Below are 22,804 nucleotides of genomic sequence, written 5' to 3'. Positions count from 1 at the left end.
GAATGCTTAAAAATCCTACCAGATACAATCCGAAGCGGTTTCCGAAATTGGCAACAGAACGAAGAAATACGGTTTTGGCCTTATTGCATGAAAGCGATTACATCAATCAAGCCGATTTTAAAAAATTAATGGCGCTTAAAATGGATGTTACCCAGTTTAAAAGGGAATCACACCTCGAAGGGATGGCCATGCATTTTAGAGCAGAACTGGGAAAGTGGCTTAGAAATTTATTGGATGATGAACGTTATCGGAAAGCCGATGGTAGCAAATACAACTTTTATGAAGATGGTCTTAAGATTTATACGACCATCGATCCGATTTATCAAAAATATGCTGAACAAGCTGCGCATGAGCATATGATGAAAGTTCAAAAGTCTTATTTTAATATCTGGAATAAAGCAGATCCATGGACGTATGAATCGGATGATAACATGCTAAAAATTCGAAAAGACGCTTTGAATTTAATGATTAAAGAAACAGATCGTTTTAATACGATTTGGCAACAGCATTTTGGAAGTATTTTGGTAAAAATTGAATCTGAAATTGGCAATGTGGATATCAGTGACCGCACCATTCAACGATTAATTAATGAGGAAAAGGAACCTGGGTCTTTAAAAAAGGAATTAAATAAGAAATTAATCAACGAAACGCAATATGATTTTTCTTTGCAGATTTTAAAAAGTAAAAACTGGCCACAACTAAAAAAGGAATGGGCCTCATTTGAAACGGATGTTCGAAAAGCAATGACGACTCCAATCAAAATGAAAGTGTATGATTATGTGAGTATGAATGAAAAAGATACTTTAATGAGTCCGCTGGATTCCATAAAGTTTCACAGAAAACACATGCAAATTGGTTCCATTGCAGTGGACCCGCATACCGGTGAAGTAAAAGCGTGGGTGGGCGGTACTAATTTTAAGTATTTTAAATACGATCACGTTACTTCAAGAAGACAGGTGGGTTCAACATTTAAACCCTTTGTGTATGCAACAGCAATAGCACTTCAAGGGATATCTCCGTGCAATGAATTTCAGGATATTCAATATACCATTCCTGCCAATGATCCAAATTTTAATTTACCGGAGGCCTGGTCACCGGGAAATGCTGTTGAATCATTTACCGGCGCAAATTTAAATTTGTATAAAGCTTTGGCTTTATCTAAAAATTCAATCACGGTTAAACTGGTTATATTATTAGGAAGCGTCGAACCAATACGGGGCTTATTACACAATATGGGGATAGATTCTTCTTTACGGAGGCGTGATGGGGGTTATTTGATTCCAAAATTTCCATCGATCGTATTAGGTTCTTCAGATCTTTCCGTATTTGAGATGACAGGAGCTTACACGACCTTTTCAAATAATGGAGTATATACCAAACCAACTTTTGTAACACGTATAGAAGATAAAAATGGAAAAGTAATTTATCGAAGTACTCCCACCAACAGTGTAGCAATTTCTCCCAATTACAATTATGTGATGGTTGATTTATTGAGAAAGTCTGGCGGCGCCTGGAGCCTGAAAGTGCCCAATGGTGGAAAAACCGGTACCACCAATGATTATGTTGACGGTTGGTATATGGGAATTACTCCTAATTTAGTGGTTGGAACCTGGGTAGGTGGAGAAGATCCATGGATTCGATTTTTATCTCTTGAAATGGGCCAGGGCTCTGTAATGGCAAAACCTTTCTTTATGAAGTTTATTTCTAAATTGGAAGAAGATCCGGATTCTGGTTTTGATCCGAAGGTTGAATTCATAAGACCCCCCGGGGATTTAGGAGTTGAATTGAATTGTGAAACGTTCAAACAAATGATGGATACGCACAATGCCGATCAATCCTTACAGCCAAAAAATAATCAAAATACAAATGATGAGATATTTGAAGACGCACCGCAGTAAATTAGCTTTAACAAGCGGGCGTTTTCTATTTTAAACAAATAAAGTATGACAACAAACAAAACGTGTTTACTAAATGGAATCATTTTATTAGCTCTTGGATTTTGGGGATATGCAGCAAATCAATTTGCTATGCACACAGGAATTGTTCCGATTGGATTTGGAGCTTACTTGTGTTTATTTTCTTCAAGACATTCCATTGAAAATAAATCACTTTTTTTCTTTAACAGCGGACTTACACTTGCATTTATTTTTGCAATGATCCGACCCTTACTCCGAAATATTGAGCAGGCTGATTTGGCGGGCATTTGTAGAGTCAGTCTTGAAATGGCTGCTTGTGTAATGGCTGTGATCGTTTATATTCGCAGCTTAAATTCAGGCCACCAAAAGGATGTTGCTTAATGCAAAAAAGAACATATAGTCTGATCACAGCATTGGGATTGCTGTTCCTTATTGGGACACTTGTTGCATGTTTCCCTCCTGACGATCAAGCAAAATTATCTACAGACTACAAATTAAATGATCCTGAAATTCGTCAAATTTTAGACGCCTCAGATCGACGTCGTACAGACACCCTCTTAGTTTATTTACAACATGAAAAAGCATCCTTCCGATACCTTGCAGCTCTTTGTTTTGCTTCCAACCGGGACAGTTTGGCTATTCCAGGTTTAATTCAACTTTTAAAAGATCCTGTAGAAAAAGTAAAGCAGGCTGCTGTTTTCGCACTGGGCCAAATTGGAAATTTAAAAGCTGAAACAACATTGATTCAATCGTTTATTCCCATCGACTCTATAGGTCCTTATATTCAAACCAATGCCTTGATCCTGGAGGCTCTTGGAAAATGTGGAGGGGATTCCACGCTTAAACTGATTTGTAATATTAGCAGTTATGCCCCTACAGACAGTCTTTTTGTCTATGGTCAAATTGCAGCGTTGTATCGATTTGGACTTCGTGAAAAATTTTGTGAAGCATCAGTCGAGAAATTTGTCAGGCTTGCAACAGACAACCAATATCCTGACAATGCGCGCTTGTTAGCAGCACATGGATTGCAACGTTTCAAATCATTCAAACTGAATGATTATTTTGAACGACTCAAAATTGCATGTCGTGAAGAAAAGAATCCGGATATTCGAATGTGTTTGGTTACCGCCTTGTCCCGCATTCCTGGACCGGCGACCATCAGTACCTTAGAGGAATTGTATTCGCGTGGCTTAGACATTCGCATTCAATCCAATATTGTAAAAGGTTTGATAAACCAGCAAGGTTTGTCTGCACAATTTTTTGCACTAAAGGCAATACAAAATCCTTCGCTTCAGGTTTCTATAGAAGCAGCTCAGTTTTTAAAAGAAAAAGGATCTTCAGAAATTTCAGAAGAATTAAAAAAATTATGCGAACAGACCAATCTTCCCTGGCAGGCAAGAAGTCTTGTTTTTGAAGCTGCACTAAAATACATTCCGTCCTATTTGGTATTGACAAAACAATCCTTGGAATGGTCGCTTAAAACCAGCATCAATCAATCTAAAAATCCGTATGAAAAAGCTGCCTATCTGAAAGCGATTTCCTGGGTGCCTAAAGAATTGCCATTCATCATCAGTCTGGATCATCCAAAAGCATCCGCTTATTTGCGTACCAGCATTGCTGAATGCGTTGAAAAAATACTGAAGTCTCCGGATTTTACTCAAATCTATAAAGGCAGTTACAATCCAATTTACTATACCTTGTCATCGTATTTTACTAAACAATGTGCTGAAGCAGATCCAGGAGTTCTTGCTATTATGGCTTCTATTTTTAGTAAACCGGTTCCTTTATCAAAAAAATTCTTTTATGCAGATTCCATGTTGCAGCTTTCACAATCAAAATTGAAATTGCCTCAAGATATCGAAACCTATAATGAATTGGGAAAATGTCTTGCATCGCTTCGAAAAACTACATTTACTCCTAAAGTTCCTGAATACAATCATCCGATTCAATGGACAGTTTTAGATAATTACCGGGATACAATTCAAGGAAGTATTTTGACCAATAAAGGTGAATTGACATTTGAACTTTACCCAAAAGAAGCTCCGGCTTCAACAATAAATTTTTTAAGTCTGGTAAAAGAGGGTTTTTATAATGACAAAGTTTTTCATCGGGTTGTACCAAATTTTGTAGTTCAAATTGGTTGTCCGAGGGGAGATGGTTTTGGTGCGTTGGATTATACCATTCGCTCTGAAATTTCATTTATAAATTATCAAAGCTCAGGAATGATGGGGATGGCAAGTGCGGGTCCGGATACAGAAGCAACGCAGTTTTTTATTACCCATTCTCCTACACCCCATTTAGATGGTCGTTATACAATTTTTGGAAAATTAATCAGTGGCCAGGAAGTACTCATGAGTATTTGTCAATCAGATGTTATCAAATCCATTCAAATAAAATAAGAAGAAAAATTTATGAAAAATACAGCACTAACCGAAGTTCATATTGGACTTGGAGCAAAAATGGCAGAATTTGCAGGATACAATATGCCGATTTCTTACGCTGGGATTCGGGAGGAACATGAAGCCGTCAGAAACCACGTGGGCGTATTTGATGTAAGTCATATGGGTGAATTTATTATTCGTGGAAAACATGCGCTGGATTTAATTCAAAAAGTAACCAGCAATGATGCTTCCAAATTGAAAATAGGCCAGGCGCAATACTCATGTATGCCCAACGGAACTGGCGGAATCGTCGACGATCTTTTAGTGTACAGATTAGCAGAATCCATGGGCGATGCAGATGAACCGGCTTATATGTTGGTAGTCAATGCATCTAATATCCAAAAAGATTGGGACTGGATTAGTAAACACAATAGTTATGGAGCAACGATGTTGAATATTTCAGATGAGACCGGTTTGCTCGCAGTCCAGGGTCCTAAAGCCATTGAATTGTTGCAAAAACTAACATCGGTAGATTTGAGTGCAATTCCATATTATCATTTCCAAAAAGGAACATTAGCTGGAATTGACAATGTATTGATTTCTGCAACGGGCTACACCGGAGCAGGAGGTTTTGAACTCTATGTCGATAATAATCACTTGCTGCATCTATGGAATGAAATTTTTAAAATAGGCAATGATTACAAGCTTCAAGCAGTTGGATTGGGAGCTCGTGATACCTTGCGTCTTGAAATGGGATTTTGCTTATACGGACACGACATCGATGATACCACCTCCCCACTTGAGGCAGGATTGGGATGGATTACCAAATTGGATAAGGCAGATTTTAATGGGAAGCAATTGATGCTCGATCAAAAGAAAAATGGATTGCAAAAAAAATTAGTGGGATTTATTATTGAAGACCGCAGAGTGCCTCGTCATGGATACCGGGTGATTAATGTCAATGAAGAAGTAATTGGAGTGGTAACTTCCGGAACACAATCTCCTTCACTCAACATTCCGATTGGGATGGCTTATGTACCAATCGCTTATGCCAAGGAAGGAACTCAGATCAAAGTTGAGATGGGTTCAAAATCAGTGAATGCTAAAGTTTGTAAAATTCCATTTTATAAACCCAACTAAGCATTTTCTTTAAGTTCCTTTTGAACCTTTTGCCGGTATTTCAATTTATTCTAAAACCTCTCATTGGAATACAGCGATTGTAAAGACCAGTTTATTGCTACCTGGGGCCAATTAGGTCCGCAGTGGGGTATAAATAAAACAATGGCTCAGATCCATGCGCTATTATTAATAGCCAACGAACCCATGAGTTCGGAACAAATTCTTACTGAGTTGGCCATTTCAACCGGTAACGTAAATATGAATATTCGTGCCTTGTTAGATTGGGGTTTGGTTTACAAAATCTCTAAAGATGGGGAGCGTTGTGAATTTTACCTCGCAGAAAAAAACTTGCACCTGGTTTTCAAACAAATACTCCTTAATCGTAAAAAAAGAGAACTGGATCCAATCCTTAAGGATTTAAATGATTTAGCCAGTTGTACGGAAAAATGCGAAAAAAGTAAAGAATTTAAAAAAATGGTATCCGAACTTAATGGCTTTGCCCAAAAGGTGGATCATGCACTGGAATTGCTCATTCGCACAGATTCTCATTGGTTTTATAACACTTTGATGAAAATGCTCTGATTCGACTTAAAATTCTCGCTATTTTAGCCCTTTAATTTGCAATGTGAATATTAAACCGTTTCATTACTTATATCCGGATTATAAACGGATACTCAAAAGTGAAGAATTTTTCAATTCTATCAAGAATACTTTTCCCGATTTACGCAATGAAGGTCTGTTTCTGGACGGGAATTCTAAATCCTTGTTTGTTTATCGGATAAAATCAAAAATCAAAACCTATCATGGCATACTCGCAGCAATTGATATCCATGATTATTTAAAAGGGTTAATCAAAAAGCATGAAAATACGCTGACCCAACAGGAAGATAATATTAGTAATCTGATGAAGGATCGTCAGGCGATTATCAAACCCGTTTTGATTGCCTACGACGAACAAAAAAAAATCAAAGATTTGATTGCAAGGAGCTTTTTAGGCATCAAACCTAAGTTTAAAATTGAATTTGAAAAAGAACAACAAATCCATGAGTTTTTTGAAATCACTGACAAAATTGTTATTGCTGCTTTTCAAAAGGAATTTAAATCCAAAGTAAAGAAAGCGTATATCGCGGATGGACATCATCGAATGGCAGCAGTTTGTAAATTTATTTTGCAAAATCCGGAACTCAGTAAGAAAAGTCTTAATTACATCATGTGTGCTTTATTCGATTTTAACGAATTGAGCATCCTTCCATACAACCGTTTGATTCGCGTGAGTGATGTAATTCCAGTTGACGAGTTTATTAAAGTATTGGGAAAATATGCATCCATAACAAAAATCAGAACGCCCATTGCAAGTTCAAAGAAAAATGAAATCACCATGATCACAGTTAAACAGAATTATAGTTTTAGCTGGCATAAAGATGTATTACAATACTTTAAGCAAAAAAATGGAATTGCTTTTGATATAGATATTTTTAATGAAATCATTCTTCGTGATTTATTGGGCGTGCAAAGCATTCGATCAAGCGATCGGGTAAGTTATATTGAAGGAATCAAACCACTTAAAACGATCAATAAGATGGTACTTGATCAACCCGATCATATTGGCTTTGCATTTTTCCCGGTCCGGAAACGTGATTTTATAAAAGTAGCTGACGAACACATGGTATTGCCACCAAAAAGTACCTGGTTTGAACCCCGAATAAAAAATGGGATCGTTGTGCAGGATATTGATCTAAGTATGAAATAACTGTCATTAGCTTCTTGAGAAAACTAACAGCTGATATAATCTATTCCGGAAACCGAGGCTGGTTAAAGGATACAGTGATCTTGGTAGATCACACAGGTCAAATCCTGTCGTTAAGAGATCGATCAGAATTTCCACCAAACGAATACGAATATTTTCCAGGCATGCTGGTGCCTGGTTTTATCAATGCACATTGTCATTTGGAATTATCTCATTTACATGGAAAATTTCAAACAGGAACCCAGCTTTTGCCTTTTCTTAAATCGGTCGTACAAAACAGAGAAGTGGATCCTGATTTTGTATTACAAAAAATCAAAGAAGGCGATGAAGAAATGTGGAGAGAAGGAATCGTAGCGGTAGGAGACATTTCAAATAAAGTGGACACGAAAGCATGCAAAGAAGCGAGTTCAATCTACTACCATACCTTTATAGAAGCTTTTGATTTTTTACAAGAGTCCTTGGCAAATAGTTTTTTTGAAACCTATAAATCCGTTTACGATGCATTTGGTAATCTTCCCAAAACGATGGTACCGCATGCGCCCTACAGTGTTTCTAAATCCTTATTTTCAAAGATTAATGAACTAAATACGGCGGGTTCAAATATTAACAGCATTCACAATCAGGAATGTATCGATGAAGACCTCTTATTTCTAAATAAAACAGGAGGTTTTGTTGCCTTTTGGGAATCTTTTGGATTTTCAATGACGGATTTTGATCCTATTGGAAATGATTCAGTGTCGTATACAATCAAGTATTTAGATCCCGGACATCCGGTTTTATTTATACACAATACACAAACCAGGCTGCATCACATTCAATCGATTCTGCAGTGGAATCCTGCTTCATATTTTGTAACCTGTCCGAACGCTAATTTATTTATTGAAAATCAGCTGCCTGATTATACGCAATTTAAAAATGCAATGGTATGCATTGGTACAGATAGTTTGAGTTCAAACTGGCAACTTTCTATATTGTCTGAAATTAAAACCATTCTGAAATATCAATCCTATCTCTCACTCGATGAGGTATTGCGTTGGGCTACTTATCATGGAGCACTGGCATTAAATATTTCTGATTGGGCAGGAAGTTTGGATGCAGGTAAAAAGCCAGGCATCAACTGGATTCAGGATGTTGAACACAATGGAACCGACTGGCTAATAAAACCAGAAGCCAGCGTTTATAAAATTAGTTAGGAATTTTCTTATTAAAAATCAAACGGTATTTATCTTGCACTAAAACAAATCCCTTGTCAGTTAATTCAGCGATCTTGTATTGATGCAATTGTTGATTTTCGGAATTTTTAAATATAAATTGATCCTCTTTTACTTCCCAGTTAGATCCCATAAATTGAATGTTATTTACGAAGGAAGAACTACTCACCATTTTTCCATCAGCGCGTAATTCAACATCCATTTTTATTTTTTGAATTAATTCTTCGGTCATATCCATTGCATTGACTGCAATATCACCGGCTGCTTCACCCATCATAATCCCTAATTCACCCAGATCTTTTCCAAAACTGGATAGAGATTTAGCAAATGATTTGGCAATGAATTCCATTTTACCTTCTGCCGTACTGGTATCAATTTTACTGGTATCCATTTGTTGAGCAAATTCAGACTGTGCTTTGGAAATTTCTTCTTTTGCTTTATTAAGTGCCTGAGATACACTGTCTTTTACAGATTGTTTGTCAAACGTTTTTGTATCTAATTCAAGATGGACTGAATAAGTTCCTACCATATTATTTTTTTCTATTTTACTTTCTTTACATGCAATTAAAATGCATAGACAAGCTAATAACAAACTCTTTTTCATTTAAGTTCCAAATTTTTGCAAAGATATGAAATTGAAAATTCATCTAAGAATCAGTCAGTTTATTGTTTAAAATTATAAATCAGAATGCAAGTGGAAGCGATCGATAACAATAAATTATGCTCATTACCAGCTCTTTGTTATAATTCGATTTAACAAAATTATAATCCAGGAATTAGTTTTGAAATCTTAAATTTGATCCACATGTAAGACACTAAATATGGATCGTAAAGATTTTTTATCAATTTGGAAGCAAAATCGGCTGGAAAACCGCCCTTCGCCACTGGCAGGTCTGGATCCTTACAATGGACCCTGGACGCAGAAACAGGCTGTCCATTTGTTGAGAAGACTCTTGTTTGGGGTTAAAAAGGTGGACGTAGACAAGGTTCTAAGCTTGGGGATGACCAATGCGCTCAAGGACTTGTTGACCGTTGATCCAATTCCCGCTCCTCCCTTAAATGTTTACAGTACGCCTCAAGTTGTAGATCCGGATGTACCCTTTGGGCAGAGCTTTGTCAATGCACCTATCAATGCCACACTGCCTCCTGAATATTATCAAGCGCGTACCGATGTTTTTAAAGCCTGGTGGGTTGGCAATATGATCAATCAGAAAGCAAACATTACTGAAAAAATGACCCTGTTTTGGCACAATCACTTTGCAGTCGAAGCTGACACGATTCAAATTGCTCAAGCCATGCATCAATATTATAAATTGTTGCGTGATAATTGTCTTGGTAATTTTAAAACCTTGGCAAAACTGGTAAGTATTAATCCAGCCATGCTGCGCTATTTAAATGGATATCTGAATAGTAAAGCAGCTCCGGATGAAAATTATGCCCGTGAGTTACAAGAATTATTTACAGTTGGGAAAGGACCTGATTCGAAATTTACAGAAGACGATGTAAAAGCAGCAGCCAGAATTCTTACAGGATTTCGGATAAATCCGCTGGTCATGCCGCTGACTTATTATTTTGATTTCACACAACACGATGATAAGGACAAAAAGTTTTCTGCGTTTTATAAAAACAAGACAATCTATGGAAGGGTTTCAATTCTGGGCGAATTGGAACTCGATGATTTAATTACCATGTTGTTTGACAACATTGAAACGGCACGCCACATCTGTCGCAAAATATACCGCTTCTTTGTGTACTATGAAATCGATGATCAGATCGAAAATCAAATCATTCGACCTTTAGCGGATTATTTAGTGCAGCAAAATTTTGATATCCTCAAAACATTAAATCTATTATTCAGTTCGCAACATTTTTATGACAATGCATCCATTGGTTGTGTTATTAAAAGTCCATTGGATTATGCTGTTGGAATGTGTCGCGAATTCAATATTGCTTTTCCGCAACCTGTAAATGATGTGACCCTGATCAATCAATACCTGGGCTGGGGAGGGATTGCATCTTTGGCTGCGTACCAGGGATTAAATATTGGAGAACCGCCAGTTGTTGCCGGTTGGCAAGCCTGGTACCAACAACCACAATATCATGAAATCTGGATCAATGCGGATTCACTGGCAAATAGAAACCGGGTTGCAGAAAATATTAATAGTCCAAATGGGGTTCCCATCTTAACTGTCACATTAAAAATTGATCCCATAGAATTCGCTTCTCAAATGCCAAATCCACGTTCCGCTTTTGATTTGGTAAAGGATTCTGTCAGCTATTTGTACAATCATGATTTATCAGATAAATCGTATAATTATTTTAAGAGCTTTTTAATTACAGGCTATCCCAATGATAGTTATTGGACCTTAGCCTGGGAACAATATGCAGGCAATCCAACAGATCCGGTTTTAAAAAATGCAGTCAGCACCCGTTTGAGTGCTTTGTATAAAGAAATTTTAAGTCAGGCAGAATATCATTTGTCCTAAGGGCCTTTGTGCTTTCTAAAATTATAAAAATGAAAAGAAGAAAATTCATACAAAATACAGCAGCCGGTGTAGTTGTTCCAAGCTTGATTAATGGCTTATCTGTGCAGGCATACAGCAACCCATCGCTTTTGCAAAATTTATTTGCTCCGGGAGTTGATACCGATCATGTGTTGGTATTAATTTATTTAGGTGGTGGAAATGACGGTTTAAATACCTTAATACCTCTGGATCAATACGCAAATTATGTAACAGCAAGACCCAATATTTATTTAAACACCAATTCACTATTGCCTTTAAATGGTCAGAGTAAAGTGGCATTGCATCCTGCTATGAAGGGATTTCAAACACTCTATAATGAAAACAAATTAAACATTGTTCAATCTGTTGGATATCCAAATCCGGATTATTCGCATTTTCGCTCGACCGATATATGGACCAGCGGCGCGGATTCAAATCAGGTTTTGAGTACCGGTTGGTTGGGGCGTTATTTAAATACGGAGTATCCGGGATTCCCATTAAACTATCCAAATGCAAAAGATCCGGATCCATTAGCGGTTCAGGTGGGTGCTAATTATCCTTTGTTATTTCAGGGCCCCAATGCACAGATGTCTATGAATGTTTCCAATCCGGATATTTTTGGAGCCTGGCCCAATGGCATCGACGATCCTGCTACCAATGATAACTATGGAAAAGAATTGGACTTCATCCGCACCATTGGGAGACAATCTAAAAGCTATGCCGATGCCTTATTAAATTCTTATATTAAAGGAGTCAATGTTGCAAATTACCCTGCTGGTAATTATCTGGCAGATATTTTAAAAGCGATTGCACGAATTATAAATGGAGGTTTGAAAACCCGTCTCTATTTAGTGAGTTTATATGGTTTTGATACGCATTCAGATCAAGTCATGGTTGGAAATAAAACAACTGGCGTACATGCAAACCTATTGCAATCATTATCTGATGCGGTATTGGCATTCCAAAGAGATTTGGAAGGACTTCGATTAGATGATCGGGTATTGGGAATGACTTTTTCAGAGTTTGGTCGCCGGATTAAAGATAATGTAAGTGGTGCGAATGGAGCCGGAGGTACTGACCACGGTGCAGCAGCTCCTGTGTTTTTGTTTGGTAAAAATGTTCAACCGGGCATCATTGGAGCCAATCCAATAATTCCTTCCATAGTAAATGAATACGACAACATTCCAATGCAATATGACTTTAGATCCGTTTATAATTCAGTTTTACAAAATTGGTTTTGTGTAAAGGATCCTGCATTAACCGAAATATTAATAAAAAAATATCAGGACCTTCCAATTGTAAAAAAATCAAATTGTATAACCGATACAACGGATTTAAACACGCTAAACGATACCATCGACATTCAGATCTATCCAAATCCATTGGTGGACCGGGTTACAATTCAAACGAAAGTGATTGATGGCTATGCAAGCATTCAACTGATCAGCCCAATGGGTGTGGTTGTTAAAACCATCTATAAAGGAAAACTGAATGCTGGAAGTCATGCCTTTGATCTGGAAAACGAACAATACCCAAGCGGCAATTATTATGTCCGCATCCAGCAAGGTCCGGCTCAAAAAACAATTCCACTGATGGTTTTAAAACCTTGATAAGAATATAAAAAAAAGCGCAGATGAAAATCGGCGCTTTTTTTTTTTGTAAAAAAAGATTTACATTATTCTAAATTCAAAACATAGTCTTTAGGACAGGTTACGGTATAACGCATATTAATTTTCTTTTGTTCGTCGGGTGCTAGTTTTAAAACCCAACGGAGTTTACCTGTTTCCTCTTCAACACTTGCTCCAGACAGTTCTTCCCGTTCAACAACAATTTCTTTTTGCGTAGTGACCGGAATTTGATCTTCTAAAATTAAATCAATAGAAACTTTCTTCTTATTCTTTACAACCAACTCCCAGGCTTTTGCATATTCTTTATTATCGGAAAAGAATTTATTTTTAGAAAGATCTTTGATTTTATTGCGTTCGATTACAATATTTTTATCTCTACCCAAAGACAATCTCAAGAAATCCTGAATTGATTTTGTATTAATAAAAGACTTGCCTTGAAAATTACCTTCAAAAAACAAATTGGCTTCACCATCCATCAGGTTCAAATCTTCCCAATTATCAATTTCAGCAGTCAGAAACGCATCGCGATCCAATTTGGGAATTGCAAAATAGATATACTTCGCTGGGACCTGTTGTCTTTTAATTTCAATTACAAAAGGCTTGCTGTTAGATAAAATGGTATAAGGAAGGTCGATACTGTATAATCGACTGGTAATTTGTTCAGCTTCCTGTACAAAATCCTGTACTCCAGGGGCAGGTGCAGCAGATTCCATCATTTGCGCTTTGGCATTTCCAGCTCTAACTGCATCTCGGTAAACGATTGGGGGTTGATTGCGTAAATACCAGGTGTTTAATTCTGGACGCATGGTCGATTCAAATGGATTTGAACTGGAAAGATTTACGTTTACTTTTTTCCAATCTTCACCGGTATTTTGAACCACAGTAGCTTTGTAAACCAATTCCAATGGACTGCTGATGTCTTTAACCAACATATCATAATGCATGTTCCAACTGGCATTTGGAACATAATATTGTACAATGAATTTTTGTGTACCTGCAGTTTTTGCAAGTATGCTGAGTACCAGTTGACTGCTGGGAAGTGTTCGGTTTTGATCCACTTCTTGGATTTGTTGATTTATTTTTTCAATTTCAATTTGAATCAGTTGATTCTTTTTATCCAACTCATAGATTTTTGGAAGTAAATCTTCCAAACGTACTTTTTGATAAGCAACCAGTATTTTAAAATCTTCTAGTTTGAGATTTGAATTTGGAACGCCTATAATCTGGACCTGATTTTTTTCCAGACTGGTCTTTTCAAATTTTAAAATGGCAATTTGCTGATTAATCTTAGCAGCATCGTCTAGAAGTGCCTCCTTTTTTTTCTTCAATTCAGCAGATTTTGCTTCTGCACTTTGAATGTAGTCCAATTCATGTCTTACAGCCTGTATTACACAATCACCGGAGCTAAAAACCCGAACGCTGTTTGGATCAAGATAAGCTGCCAAGCCACTTAGATTGATATCTTGAGAACCTGCATTTAATTTCAGTTCGACTTGCCGGCTGACCTGGGCGCCTTGTAAAAATACAGTCACTTCTTTGATTTCTGAGGAGACCACTTGTTGTGCTTCTGACATGGTAGTTAGTAAACTCATTAATATTAAAATATTTAGTTTCATAGTTCGCGTTTGCTGTTTAACGTAAAGTGATTGGATTTAGTTTCTGATTTCCATTAAATTTAATTTAATCATGGATTCTCATTCTAATGAGGAATCTGGAAAAAATGAAATTTAACAAAGTATTAAAATATGGCTTAAATCAAAGGTCTTAGTTACTTTTTCTCATGCTCAATCAGCCAGATGGCATCCAATGTGATCATACTATCTACAGGAATCCCTTTTTCGGTCGCTTTTCTTCGGATGTCCCGAATCCATACAGAATCTGTAGGGATATATTTTTTTAAGTCATCCAATCGCTCTTCAAAATCCATTTTAAGGTAGGCATTTTGATCTATCAATTTTGAAGTATTTTCAAGAAATCCCCATCCTAAATTATATAAATTGGCATCGGTAGCCAGGACAATAATTACATCTTCGTCCCGCAAGGTTTTTTTTAGTATCCGTTCATTTGGAATTTGCTCTGGAAGTTCGCCGGTATGATAAATAATAAAATTATAATACCAAAAGGCATTGGATGCAAATGCATTTCCGATTCCCATATTAAACAAAGACCAATAATAACTATCGGATACCACGGTCACTTTTGGTTTAGAATGCGTGCCTTTATCATCTAAATAAATTTTAGGATAGGCTAGTTTGGGTCCACTTAATGGAATGATCAGGTTTAGCCCTTTTTCAATATCATTGTCATCAAAACGGGCAGCAGCCATTTCAGTTTCTTTCCATTCCAATTCGGGAAGATCGCGATTTGTTTTTTGTTCGATGTAATGCAACAGAGAATCTGCAACCAGGCATGCAGAATAATACGACCAATGGATTCCGTATTTTGTATACAATGGATACGGTGATTTATTTTTCATGCTCAGGATCCAGGTATTAAAATCAATGAAATTAACGCCTGTTTCTGCGGCATATTTAATGTGCATTTCAAAGTTGGTAGTTTTCTTATCGCGGATCGAACTGTCAGGAAAATATTCCGGGTAAAATTGTCCTTTGCTTGCAGCAAAAACCAACAAAAAAAGTTTGTTGCGGGCTTGCAGTGAATCCTGAATAATTTTTATTTGATGCATTCGATTGCGGATGCTATCAGCTCCGATATAATCCAGGCCATAATATGTTTTAATGTAGTTGTATTCGTACAGGTAGTTTTCTTTTCCGCGGATCACGGATTGTGCATGCAATTTATCAAACAACCAAAAGTCGATTTGATTATGCAGACGCACGAAGGAAGGTCGAAAACCAAATTCATTATTTAAATACTGTTCTTTTAAATGTTGATAACGGCCCTCAAACCAATTCCTGTCATTAAGAATCGGATTGTAAGATTTTTCAACAGCTCCTTTAAGTTCTTTAACTTTAATAAGTTTGAATGTGCCTTGAAGCCAGGGCAAAAAGAGCACTATCAAAAGAAGTCTGAATAAATATTTTTTTACATCTACATTCATTCGCATAGCTTAAAATCTAAAGTAAATGAATGGATTGAAACCCGAAGATGAAATCATAGCAACACAAACAGCAAATAAAAACAACATGGCAGCCAACATGAGTGCATGCATGCGGTTTGAAAAGCTGTGAAAATAAATCTTTTGTTGTATCTGGTATCCACGCTTGGTTAATGTAAACCACGAAAATATAAATGCTAATGCTAAATAAAAGAGATAGCTTAATTGTAAATCTATATTTTTGAATGAATCAAATGCAACTAGTTTGGATAAGAATAAAAATGCATCTGAAATATGTTCGATTCTAAAAAATACCCAGCCAATTAATACGATGAAGAAGCAACAAATTACGGAAGGCCATTTTCCAATATAGGCATAAAACTTATTTAGAAACGAACGTTCTAATATTAAAAACAATCCGTGGTAGGCTCCCCATAAAATAAAACTCCAGGAAGCTCCATGCCAGAGTCCGGACGCAAGGAAAACAAGCCATAAATTAAAATACAATCTGGATTGAGACGATACGCGATTTCCTCCCAATGGAATGTATAAATAATTGCGCATCCAATTTCCTAAAGTAATATGCCAGCGACGCCAAAACTCTGTGATGCTTTTTGAGGTATAAGGATTGTCAAAATTTTCAGGAAATCGAAATCCAATCATTTTACCAATTCCAATTGCCATATCAGAATACCCGCTAAAATCAAAATAAATTTGGAAGGTATAACACAAAATTCCCAACCAGGCAGTTGGACTGGAAAGTACATTGTAATCGCCTTGAAAAATTGGATCTGCAATGGCACCCAATGGATTGGCGAGCAATACTTTTTTTGAAAGTCCAATAGTGAAACGGTAAAAACCACTCAAACGATTTTCATAAGTATCAAATGCACTTCGGTCTTTGATTTGATCGGCTAACTCATGATATCGGATGATTGGACCTGCAATTAATTTTGGAAATAAAATAATATAGGTTTGATAATCCCAAAAATGATCCAATGGTTTATGGACGCGGCGATACACATCTACAACATAGGTAATGGTTTCAAAGGTGTAAAATGAAATTCCAATCGGCAATAACAACTTAGTCCAATGAATGGTACCACTACCGAACAAGTGAAGCAGCCCATTCAGATTTTCAATAAAGAAATTGGAATATTTAAAATATAATAGTAATCCCAGATTTATAGAAAGCGATAAGAATAAAAACACATGTCTTCTCCAGGCTTCTTTACTTGCATCCATCCATTTTACCAGATGAAAATCCAATAAGGTAGTACCCAAGATTACAAAAATAAATTTAGGAGCTCCCCAGCTGTAAAAGAAAATACTAAAAGCAAGAATTACCAGGTTTTTATACGTTTTTCCCACTAGGTAGTAGCACGCTAGAAAAAGCGGCAGAAAGTATAATAAGAAAACAATGCTGGAGAAAACCATAATGAATTTGGCAAAAATAGAGAAATTGACCAATTAATTGTTGATAGCTTCACAATATTGATACAATGAAGGCCCAAATCAGCTATCTTTGGGATTAAATGCATATCTTGCACCAGCTTTGAGAGCCCCGCCTATTTTTTCAACACCATTCCTTTGTATTAATCTATGCCATTCAAGTCATTAAAAATTATTGAGCCCATATTAAAAGCCGTTTCAGAAGAAGGCTATACCATTCCAACACAAATTCAAAAAGAAGCCATTCCGCTTATATTAAAAGGGCAGGATGTATTGGGTTGTGCGCAAACCGGCACCGGAAAAACGGCCGCATTTGCTATACCAATCATACAGGCATTGTTTGAAGAAACCCCAAGTGGACCTAAACGAAAAATAAGAAGTTTAATTATTACGCCTACCCGTGAATTGGCCATTCAAATTGCTGAGAGCTTTGCGGCATATGGCAGACATTGTGGATTAAAACATTGTGTCGTTTTTGGTGGAGTCAATCAAAATCCTCAAACTGCTGCGCTGCAAGCAGGCGTTGATATATTAATTGCAACTCCAGGACGATTGCTAGATTTAATCAATCAGAAATACATACAACTTTCAGATGTAAAAATATTTGTGTTGGATGAAGCCGACCGGATGTTGGATATGGGATTTGTCAATGACATTAAAAAATTATTGGCCATCCTTCCTAAGAAAAAACAATCCTTATTCTTTTCAGCCACCATGCCACCGGAAATTACCAAGTTGGCAAATTCTTTTTTATATAATCCGGCTAAAGTTTCTGTTACTCCGGTTTCATCAACCGTTGATATCATCAAACAGGAATTGTACTTTGTTGATAAAATCAATAAGAATTCTTTACTACTCGAGCTGCTAAAAAACAGGGATATTAAAACAAGCCTCGTTTTTACCCGTACGAAACATGGAGCAGACAAAGTCGTTCGCATGTTGCGTGCCAATGGGATCAAAGCAGAAGCCATCCATGGCAATAAAACTCAAAAAGCACGTCAGCAAGCTTTAACTAATTTTAAAGCACAAACTACCCGGGTATTAGTTGCAACAGATATCGCAGCCCGCGGCATTGATGTGGATGACCTGGAATTTGTAATCAATTATGAAATTCCAAATATTTCGGAAACCTATGTGCATCGTATCGGAAGAACCGGACGCGCAGGCGCCAAAGGAACCGCCATTTCATTTTGCGATGAACATGAAATTGAATTTATCATGGATATCGAAAAATTGATTGCAAAGAAAATTCCTGTAATCGAAGGGCATCCGTTTCCATTGAAAGCATTTTATCCGGGAGCTAAAGTTTCAGCACCACTTGCTAAAGCACCAGCTCATCCAAATTCCAGACCTAACAAATGGAGAAAATTTCCGAACCGGAAATCAAGCGTCCCTGCATAAGTTTTTACTTTTTTGATTTCATTCAACTTGATTGGTATCTATTATGGAGCATAATAGATTGGTATTAACTCAAGAACTTGTTTAATAAAGGGCCTGATACCATAATTGAGCAGATCTTTATTTAAACTCAGGACAATCCAATTTTTCCTTCTTCTTAAATCCATTGAAGAGCTTAAAGTCATAGCTCACTCGAAGACCGATTGAATAAATGTTAAACATACGGCCATATGTATAATCGATATCTACAGCATTTAAATAATCTCTTTTAAAATAATAGGTTTCGAAGTCAATTTTATTAAATTTAAATCCAATTACAAAAACCCATCCTCGCTCATTAAAATTTCCGATCGGGCCTCCCCCTGACCAACTGTTTTCAAAGTCTTCCCAATGAAATTTATTTACAATAGTTAGAGATTTTCCAACACCGAGATACAATTTTGAATTCAAAAGATAAGTTAGTAAAAATTGATTCTTAAAATAATTGCAATGTAATAGCAAATCATTTGGGATACTCGCATTTCTAATTGTTCCACGAACATGTTTATGGGTAACATCACCATAATAATTAAAATAGAATTGATTAAACAGTCTTTGTTTAATTTTAATTCCAACCAATGGACTGGAAAATCCATATCCTTTATGTCTTAAATCTAAAACGTTAACTGGATCTGATTCAACTTTTTGAAAATCATAACCTATAACTGGACAAATGAAGGTTTGGGAGAATGTAATACTATTTAAAGTATTAAAAATAAAAAGGCTAACAATTATAATATACTTACAATCTATGTCTAATGTAATAGTTTTAATTATTGAATTAGTCAAGGCCATTTATTAATTCTGAATATGAACCCTTTTAAACATATACTGCTTATGTCTACTTTTATCTTGTAAAATGAAATTGTAAATACCATTATTCCAATTTGAAGTTTCGAAAACTCGATCAGATTCTGTTTTTAGTTCTTTTTGGAGAATAGTTCTTCCAAGGCAATCAATTATATATAAAAAGGGCCAATTGGAATGCAAATCCTTAATTTGAATTGTATTTGTAAAGGGATTTGGAAAACAATCCAACTCATTTAGTTCTGCATTCTCTGTTTTAGTTGTCAAATCAAGTTTAAAATTTAATATCAGTAAGTTTCTAGGATTGGCACCAGCTGCTCGAGATTTAGCAATAAAGTATAATTCATCTTCATATAAACTAATTTGATCCTCATTGATACTTAATGGAATAGAATCAAAACTCTGTTTCCAATCAAAGTTATTACCACAACAGGGTGTGCCATTATAATTTAAAATTAAGCTCTGGACTGGCTTTAAATCGTTTGGTCTGAAACATACTAAATAATGGTCAAAAGCATGAATAGAATAAGCATTACTTTCAGATTCGTCAATATGCAGAAAGCCAGAATTACTAAATGAAGCATCAAGATTTCCTTTGTTATTTATTTTAACAATAGTTAGGCCAGTATTATTTCCTTGAGATGAACATAAATATAGAAATTCTTTATGGAATAAAATATTACTAAAATATGGTTGAATTTGCCCAATTAAATTTCTAAATTTTAGCAAACCGTTTATTCCAAAATTTTGAGCTAAACTGCCATTAGATGTAAACGATGAAACAAATGCCATGCTATCTTTAGTATTAGAGTATGAAATGTATAAATTTGAACTTCCATCCAAAAATATTTTAGGAACATTTGATGGACCTGATAGATCTATGGATATTTTTCCATTCATAGCAAAGCCAGAATCAAAACTACCATTTTCATCAAATTTAGATATATCTATGTGGTACTTGTTATCGAAAGAATCGAGAAAATGATTCAGAAAATAAATTTGACCAAATGTGTCAATTGACAATTCACTTGTTAAAATTAACTTATTTGTATCAGGGATAAATATTAAGTTTCCATTATTTCCAAATGAACTATCTATTTTGCCCGAAAGATTTATTCTGAACAGTAAATGCGCATTTTTTTTATTTTTTATATTTCGTACTTTGCAACTTGCAATAATCTCTTGTTTTCCCGAAGGATAAAAATTAATGCTGGATAATATTGTTTTATAATCTCCAATCGTATCTAAATTGAAGGGTAATATATTAATGCCTTGATTGAAATAGGAATGATCAAGATTTCCAAAGGTATCAATTTTTACTAAGGTTAGTTGATTGGGTTTAGGCGCACTTCTTACGCCATGCACCAAATAAAAACCTTCGTCAAATTTTAGCAAAACTGGATTAACAATATCACTAGACCAGTTTATTTGATCAAAGGAAACGATACCATTTAAACCAAAGTTTTGGTCTAGTTTTAAAATTTGTGCCTGTAACCCCAAGCATATAAAAAAGGTAGAAATAATTAATTTCATACAAAGGAGATTATAAAACAAAATAATATTTGTTAATTGTTGATATCAACTACTATGCAATCATCTGGATCACACATTCTTGTATAGCACTCATTCGTGCAAAATCGGACAGATTGAATATGATCAGTCACATCATCACAAAATTCAAAATCCATATAACTACCAACACAAGGTGAATTGAGAGCAACATAAGCTGTTAATCGATAAGCTGTATTAGCTAAAACGACAAATTTACTACCGGTACAACTATGGCTTGAGTTAGTTGTAAAACAACAAACTCCAGAATAAGAAGGCCCATTATCGCAAGTATAACCGCTTTGACTTGGAAAACAACTTAATCCTAATGCATAGAGTTGTTGAGTTCCTGATGAACCATCCAGCTTTGGAGTAATGTAAAAAACATAAGTTCCAAAACTATATAAATATAGCGCTTCTGTAGGTGGTTCATCACAAACATCCAGCGAATTTATACTGTTTTGTATATCGGGATTGGAATTTGTATTATTAATACGCGAAACATTATAATTCATAGCTTCGGATTGTGTGCTAGTATCTTGATTGCAAGACCAAGATATAAAAAGAAATACATAAAATAATATTTGTAGAGATTTATTATTTTTCATAATAAGAATTGTTATTAATGTTTGAAAATAGAATTGAAATACATCAAGAATGATGATTCGAAATTAAATATTTAGAAATTATTTAATTACTTATTCAATTTAACAGCAGCCATTTTACAAATCAGTTATAACCGACTTTAAATTGGTTAAGTTAAATGAATTCAAGCTAAACGATCTGGTGGATTTAAATCTAGTGTTTCCATGGCTGCAATATATATATATATATATATATATATATATATGCCCAAATATTAAAACAATTTTAACATAATTTTAACCAAAATATGTACAAATCTATACTAACTAATACAGTTTTCAAGAAGATAAAATCAACTCCCTCCAATCACAATCACCCACTCTCCAACAATTTTTTCACTAGCTAATTGTTCTTTTATTTCCTGCAAACTACCGGTAATGTATTTTTCAAACAGTTTAGAAATTTCTTTTGCAAAACGCTAAGAGATTAATAAAGTGGGCTTTAAATGATGAACCAATGCGATGAATCAATGACTAAAAATTAGAGAACACCCTATTTTTCTAATTGCGAAGAATTCTGCAGGCCATTGCTTCAATCTGATGTGTGTGTCCAGTGTTTTAATTCTGGATAGAAAAACTCAAACTAATATTTTTAGATTTTCTTTTTCTTGCTGTTCTAAGAGTTTTGTCCACTTCTCCTTGATGCGTTGAAATTCTTTTGGATCAAAGTTTGGATCTGTCTTTTGTCTGTAAGAAGCATCACGAATTTCGCGAACCATTTGAACGGCATCAAATAATTTTTTCTTTTTAGTTTTCATCTGTCAAATCTCTTGGGTTTCTGATTTCTAAAATCTTATATCCGTATTTTAAATTAACGGAGTTGTATAAGCGTATTTTGTCAAAATTTACTATGTGTTTAAAATTCCAACTAACAAGCAAGTCAACTTGCTGAACACTTGCGATTGCTATATGTTGAGTATCTGCTAATGATTTTTTTTGTCACGATTTTTTCTTTGAGATAATGTTCGGATAATTTTTTAGACTCTTCTGTAAGTTTTGCAATTTCCAAATATTTACTAGGAATGCCTGTTAGTATTTGTTTTATAAGATTTGGTGCAAATTTTAACTCAAATTCAGAAACCTCTGAAATAACTGCTTTGAATTTTCCGATTTTGAATTGCTCAATAAGCCCATTAGACCATATTTCAAATTCTGAGTCAAAGCAGCACCAAATACTTAAGTGTCTACATAAATCCTCATAGGCCAAAGTTACATAACTTTATTAAAAGTTTGGCATTGGGTAAAACTTGCTTGTCGATCAGCACGAAACTCTGTTATCTTACATATAAAATTCCAGGCCTTCAGAGCTCCAGAAATCCAAGCATTTTACTAAGTGTTTACTGATTATTTAA

At 35.5% G+C, this 22,804-nt stretch carries 19 protein-coding genes; 10 read left to right on the top strand and 9 right to left on the bottom strand.

All coding sequences use genetic code 11. The annotated features are described in order from the left end of the window. Positions 1-2 precede the first annotated feature (2 nt). The 7 genes from IPK91_07590 (at position 3) to IPK91_07560 (ending at position 8,356) form a co-directional block, all read left to right on the top strand. Positions 3-1,898, top strand: a complete 1,896-nt coding sequence (locus tag IPK91_07590; GenBank protein MBK8297128.1) for a peptidoglycan glycosyltransferase — start codon at positions 3-5, stop codon at positions 1,896-1,898. 45 nt (positions 1,899-1,943) lie between these two features. Further along, positions 1,944-2,297: a hypothetical protein gene (locus IPK91_07585; GenBank protein MBK8297127.1), complete on the top strand. Its 354-nt coding sequence runs from the start codon at positions 1,944-1,946 to the stop codon at positions 2,295-2,297. After that, the gene (locus IPK91_07580; protein ID MBK8297126.1) at positions 2,297-4,315 is read left to right on the top strand and encodes a peptidylprolyl isomerase; all 2,019 of its coding nucleotides are present in this window, start codon (positions 2,297-2,299) and stop codon (positions 4,313-4,315) included. Before IPK91_07585 ends, IPK91_07580 begins: the two co-directional genes overlap by 1 nt. A 12-nt stretch (positions 4,316-4,327) precedes the next feature. Further along, positions 4,328-5,437, top strand: a complete 1,110-nt coding sequence (gcvT, locus tag IPK91_07575) for a glycine cleavage system aminomethyltransferase GcvT (protein ID MBK8297125.1) — start codon at positions 4,328-4,330, stop codon at positions 5,435-5,437. A 63-nt stretch (positions 5,438-5,500) separates the two neighbouring features. Further along, the gene (locus tag IPK91_07570; protein ID MBK8297124.1) at positions 5,501-5,998 is read left to right on the top strand and encodes a transcriptional regulator; all 498 of its coding nucleotides are present in this window, start codon (positions 5,501-5,503) and stop codon (positions 5,996-5,998) included. Positions 5,999-6,041: 43 nt separating this feature from the next. After that, positions 6,042-7,166, top strand: coding sequence for a DUF1015 domain-containing protein (locus IPK91_07565; GenBank protein ID MBK8297123.1), 1,125 nt, complete (start codon positions 6,042-6,044; stop codon positions 7,164-7,166). Positions 7,167-7,180: 14 nt separating this feature from the next. Further along, positions 7,181-8,356 carry an amidohydrolase family protein gene (locus tag IPK91_07560; protein MBK8297122.1) on the top strand — a complete coding sequence of 392 codons (1,176 nt, stop codon included), beginning with the start codon at positions 7,181-7,183 and terminating at the stop codon, positions 8,354-8,356. Here IPK91_07560 and IPK91_07555 read toward each other — a convergent pair. Then, on the bottom strand, positions 8,349-8,978 hold the full coding sequence (locus tag IPK91_07555; protein MBK8297121.1) for a hypothetical protein: 630 nt from the start codon (positions 8,976-8,978) through the stop codon (positions 8,349-8,351). The genes IPK91_07560 and IPK91_07555 overlap by 8 nt on opposite strands. Positions 8,979-9,195: 217 nt before the next feature. Between IPK91_07555 and IPK91_07550 the strand changes: the two genes are divergently transcribed. Continuing rightward, entirely contained in the window at positions 9,196-10,860 is a 1,665-nt protein-coding gene (locus IPK91_07550; protein ID MBK8297120.1) for a DUF1800 domain-containing protein, read from the top strand. 29 nt (positions 10,861-10,889) lie between these two features. Continuing rightward, entirely contained in the window at positions 10,890-12,488 is a 1,599-nt protein-coding gene (locus tag IPK91_07545; protein ID MBK8297119.1) for a DUF1501 domain-containing protein, read from the top strand. A 65-nt stretch (positions 12,489-12,553) separates the two neighbouring features. On the opposite strand, the gene IPK91_07540 is transcribed toward IPK91_07545, so the two are convergent. The 3 genes from IPK91_07540 to IPK91_07530 form a co-directional block, all read right to left on the bottom strand. Further along, entirely contained in the window at positions 12,554-14,122 is a 1,569-nt protein-coding gene (locus IPK91_07540) for a DUF4139 domain-containing protein (protein MBK8297118.1), read from the bottom strand. Between the two features lie 152 nt (positions 14,123-14,274). Next, a complete protein-coding gene (locus tag IPK91_07535; protein MBK8297117.1) occupies positions 14,275-15,567 on the bottom strand; it encodes a hypothetical protein in 1,293 nt (430 codons plus the stop codon). Positions 15,568-15,576: 9 nt separating this feature from the next. After that, entirely contained in the window at positions 15,577-17,001 is a 1,425-nt protein-coding gene (locus tag IPK91_07530; GenBank protein MBK8297116.1) for an MBOAT family protein, read from the bottom strand. 165 nt (positions 17,002-17,166) lie between these two features. Here IPK91_07530 and IPK91_07525 point away from each other — a divergent pair, with 165 nt between their 5' ends. Beyond that, positions 17,167-18,417 carry a DEAD/DEAH box helicase gene (locus IPK91_07525; GenBank protein ID MBK8297115.1) on the top strand — a complete coding sequence of 417 codons (1,251 nt, stop codon included), beginning with the start codon at positions 17,167-17,169 and terminating at the stop codon, positions 18,415-18,417. A 117-nt stretch (positions 18,418-18,534) separates the two neighbouring features. Here IPK91_07525 and IPK91_07520 read toward each other — a convergent pair whose 3' ends face one another. The 5 genes from IPK91_07520 to IPK91_07500 all read right to left on the bottom strand — a co-directional run bounded on the left by IPK91_07520 (position 18,535) and on the right by IPK91_07500 (position 22,659). Continuing rightward, positions 18,535-19,242 carry a hypothetical protein gene (locus tag IPK91_07520; GenBank protein MBK8297114.1) on the bottom strand — a complete coding sequence of 236 codons (708 nt, stop codon included), beginning with the start codon at positions 19,240-19,242 and terminating at the stop codon, positions 18,535-18,537. Between the two features lie 9 nt (positions 19,243-19,251). Next, positions 19,252-20,793 (bottom strand): hypothetical protein, encoded by a 1,542-nt coding sequence (locus IPK91_07515; GenBank protein ID MBK8297113.1) that lies wholly within the window; start codon positions 20,791-20,793, stop codon positions 19,252-19,254. A 32-nt stretch (positions 20,794-20,825) separates the two neighbouring features. After that, a complete protein-coding gene (locus tag IPK91_07510) occupies positions 20,826-21,416 on the bottom strand; it encodes a hypothetical protein (protein ID MBK8297112.1) in 591 nt (196 codons plus the stop codon). Between the two features lie 614 nt (positions 21,417-22,030). Beyond that, positions 22,031-22,210: a hypothetical protein gene (locus IPK91_07505; protein MBK8297111.1), complete on the bottom strand. Its 180-nt coding sequence runs from the start codon at positions 22,208-22,210 to the stop codon at positions 22,031-22,033. Between the two features lie 122 nt (positions 22,211-22,332). Next, positions 22,333-22,659, bottom strand: a complete 327-nt coding sequence (locus IPK91_07500) for a hypothetical protein (GenBank protein ID MBK8297110.1) — start codon at positions 22,657-22,659, stop codon at positions 22,333-22,335. Positions 22,660-22,804: the final 145 nt, after the last annotated feature.

The sequence above is a fragment of the Saprospiraceae bacterium genome (assembly GCA_016712145.1).
Taxonomy (GTDB): Bacteria; Bacteroidota; Bacteroidia; order Chitinophagales; family Saprospiraceae; genus Vicinibacter.
Note: the sequence above shows the minus strand (reverse complement) of the source record. Positions and strands in the feature narration are given on the sequence as shown.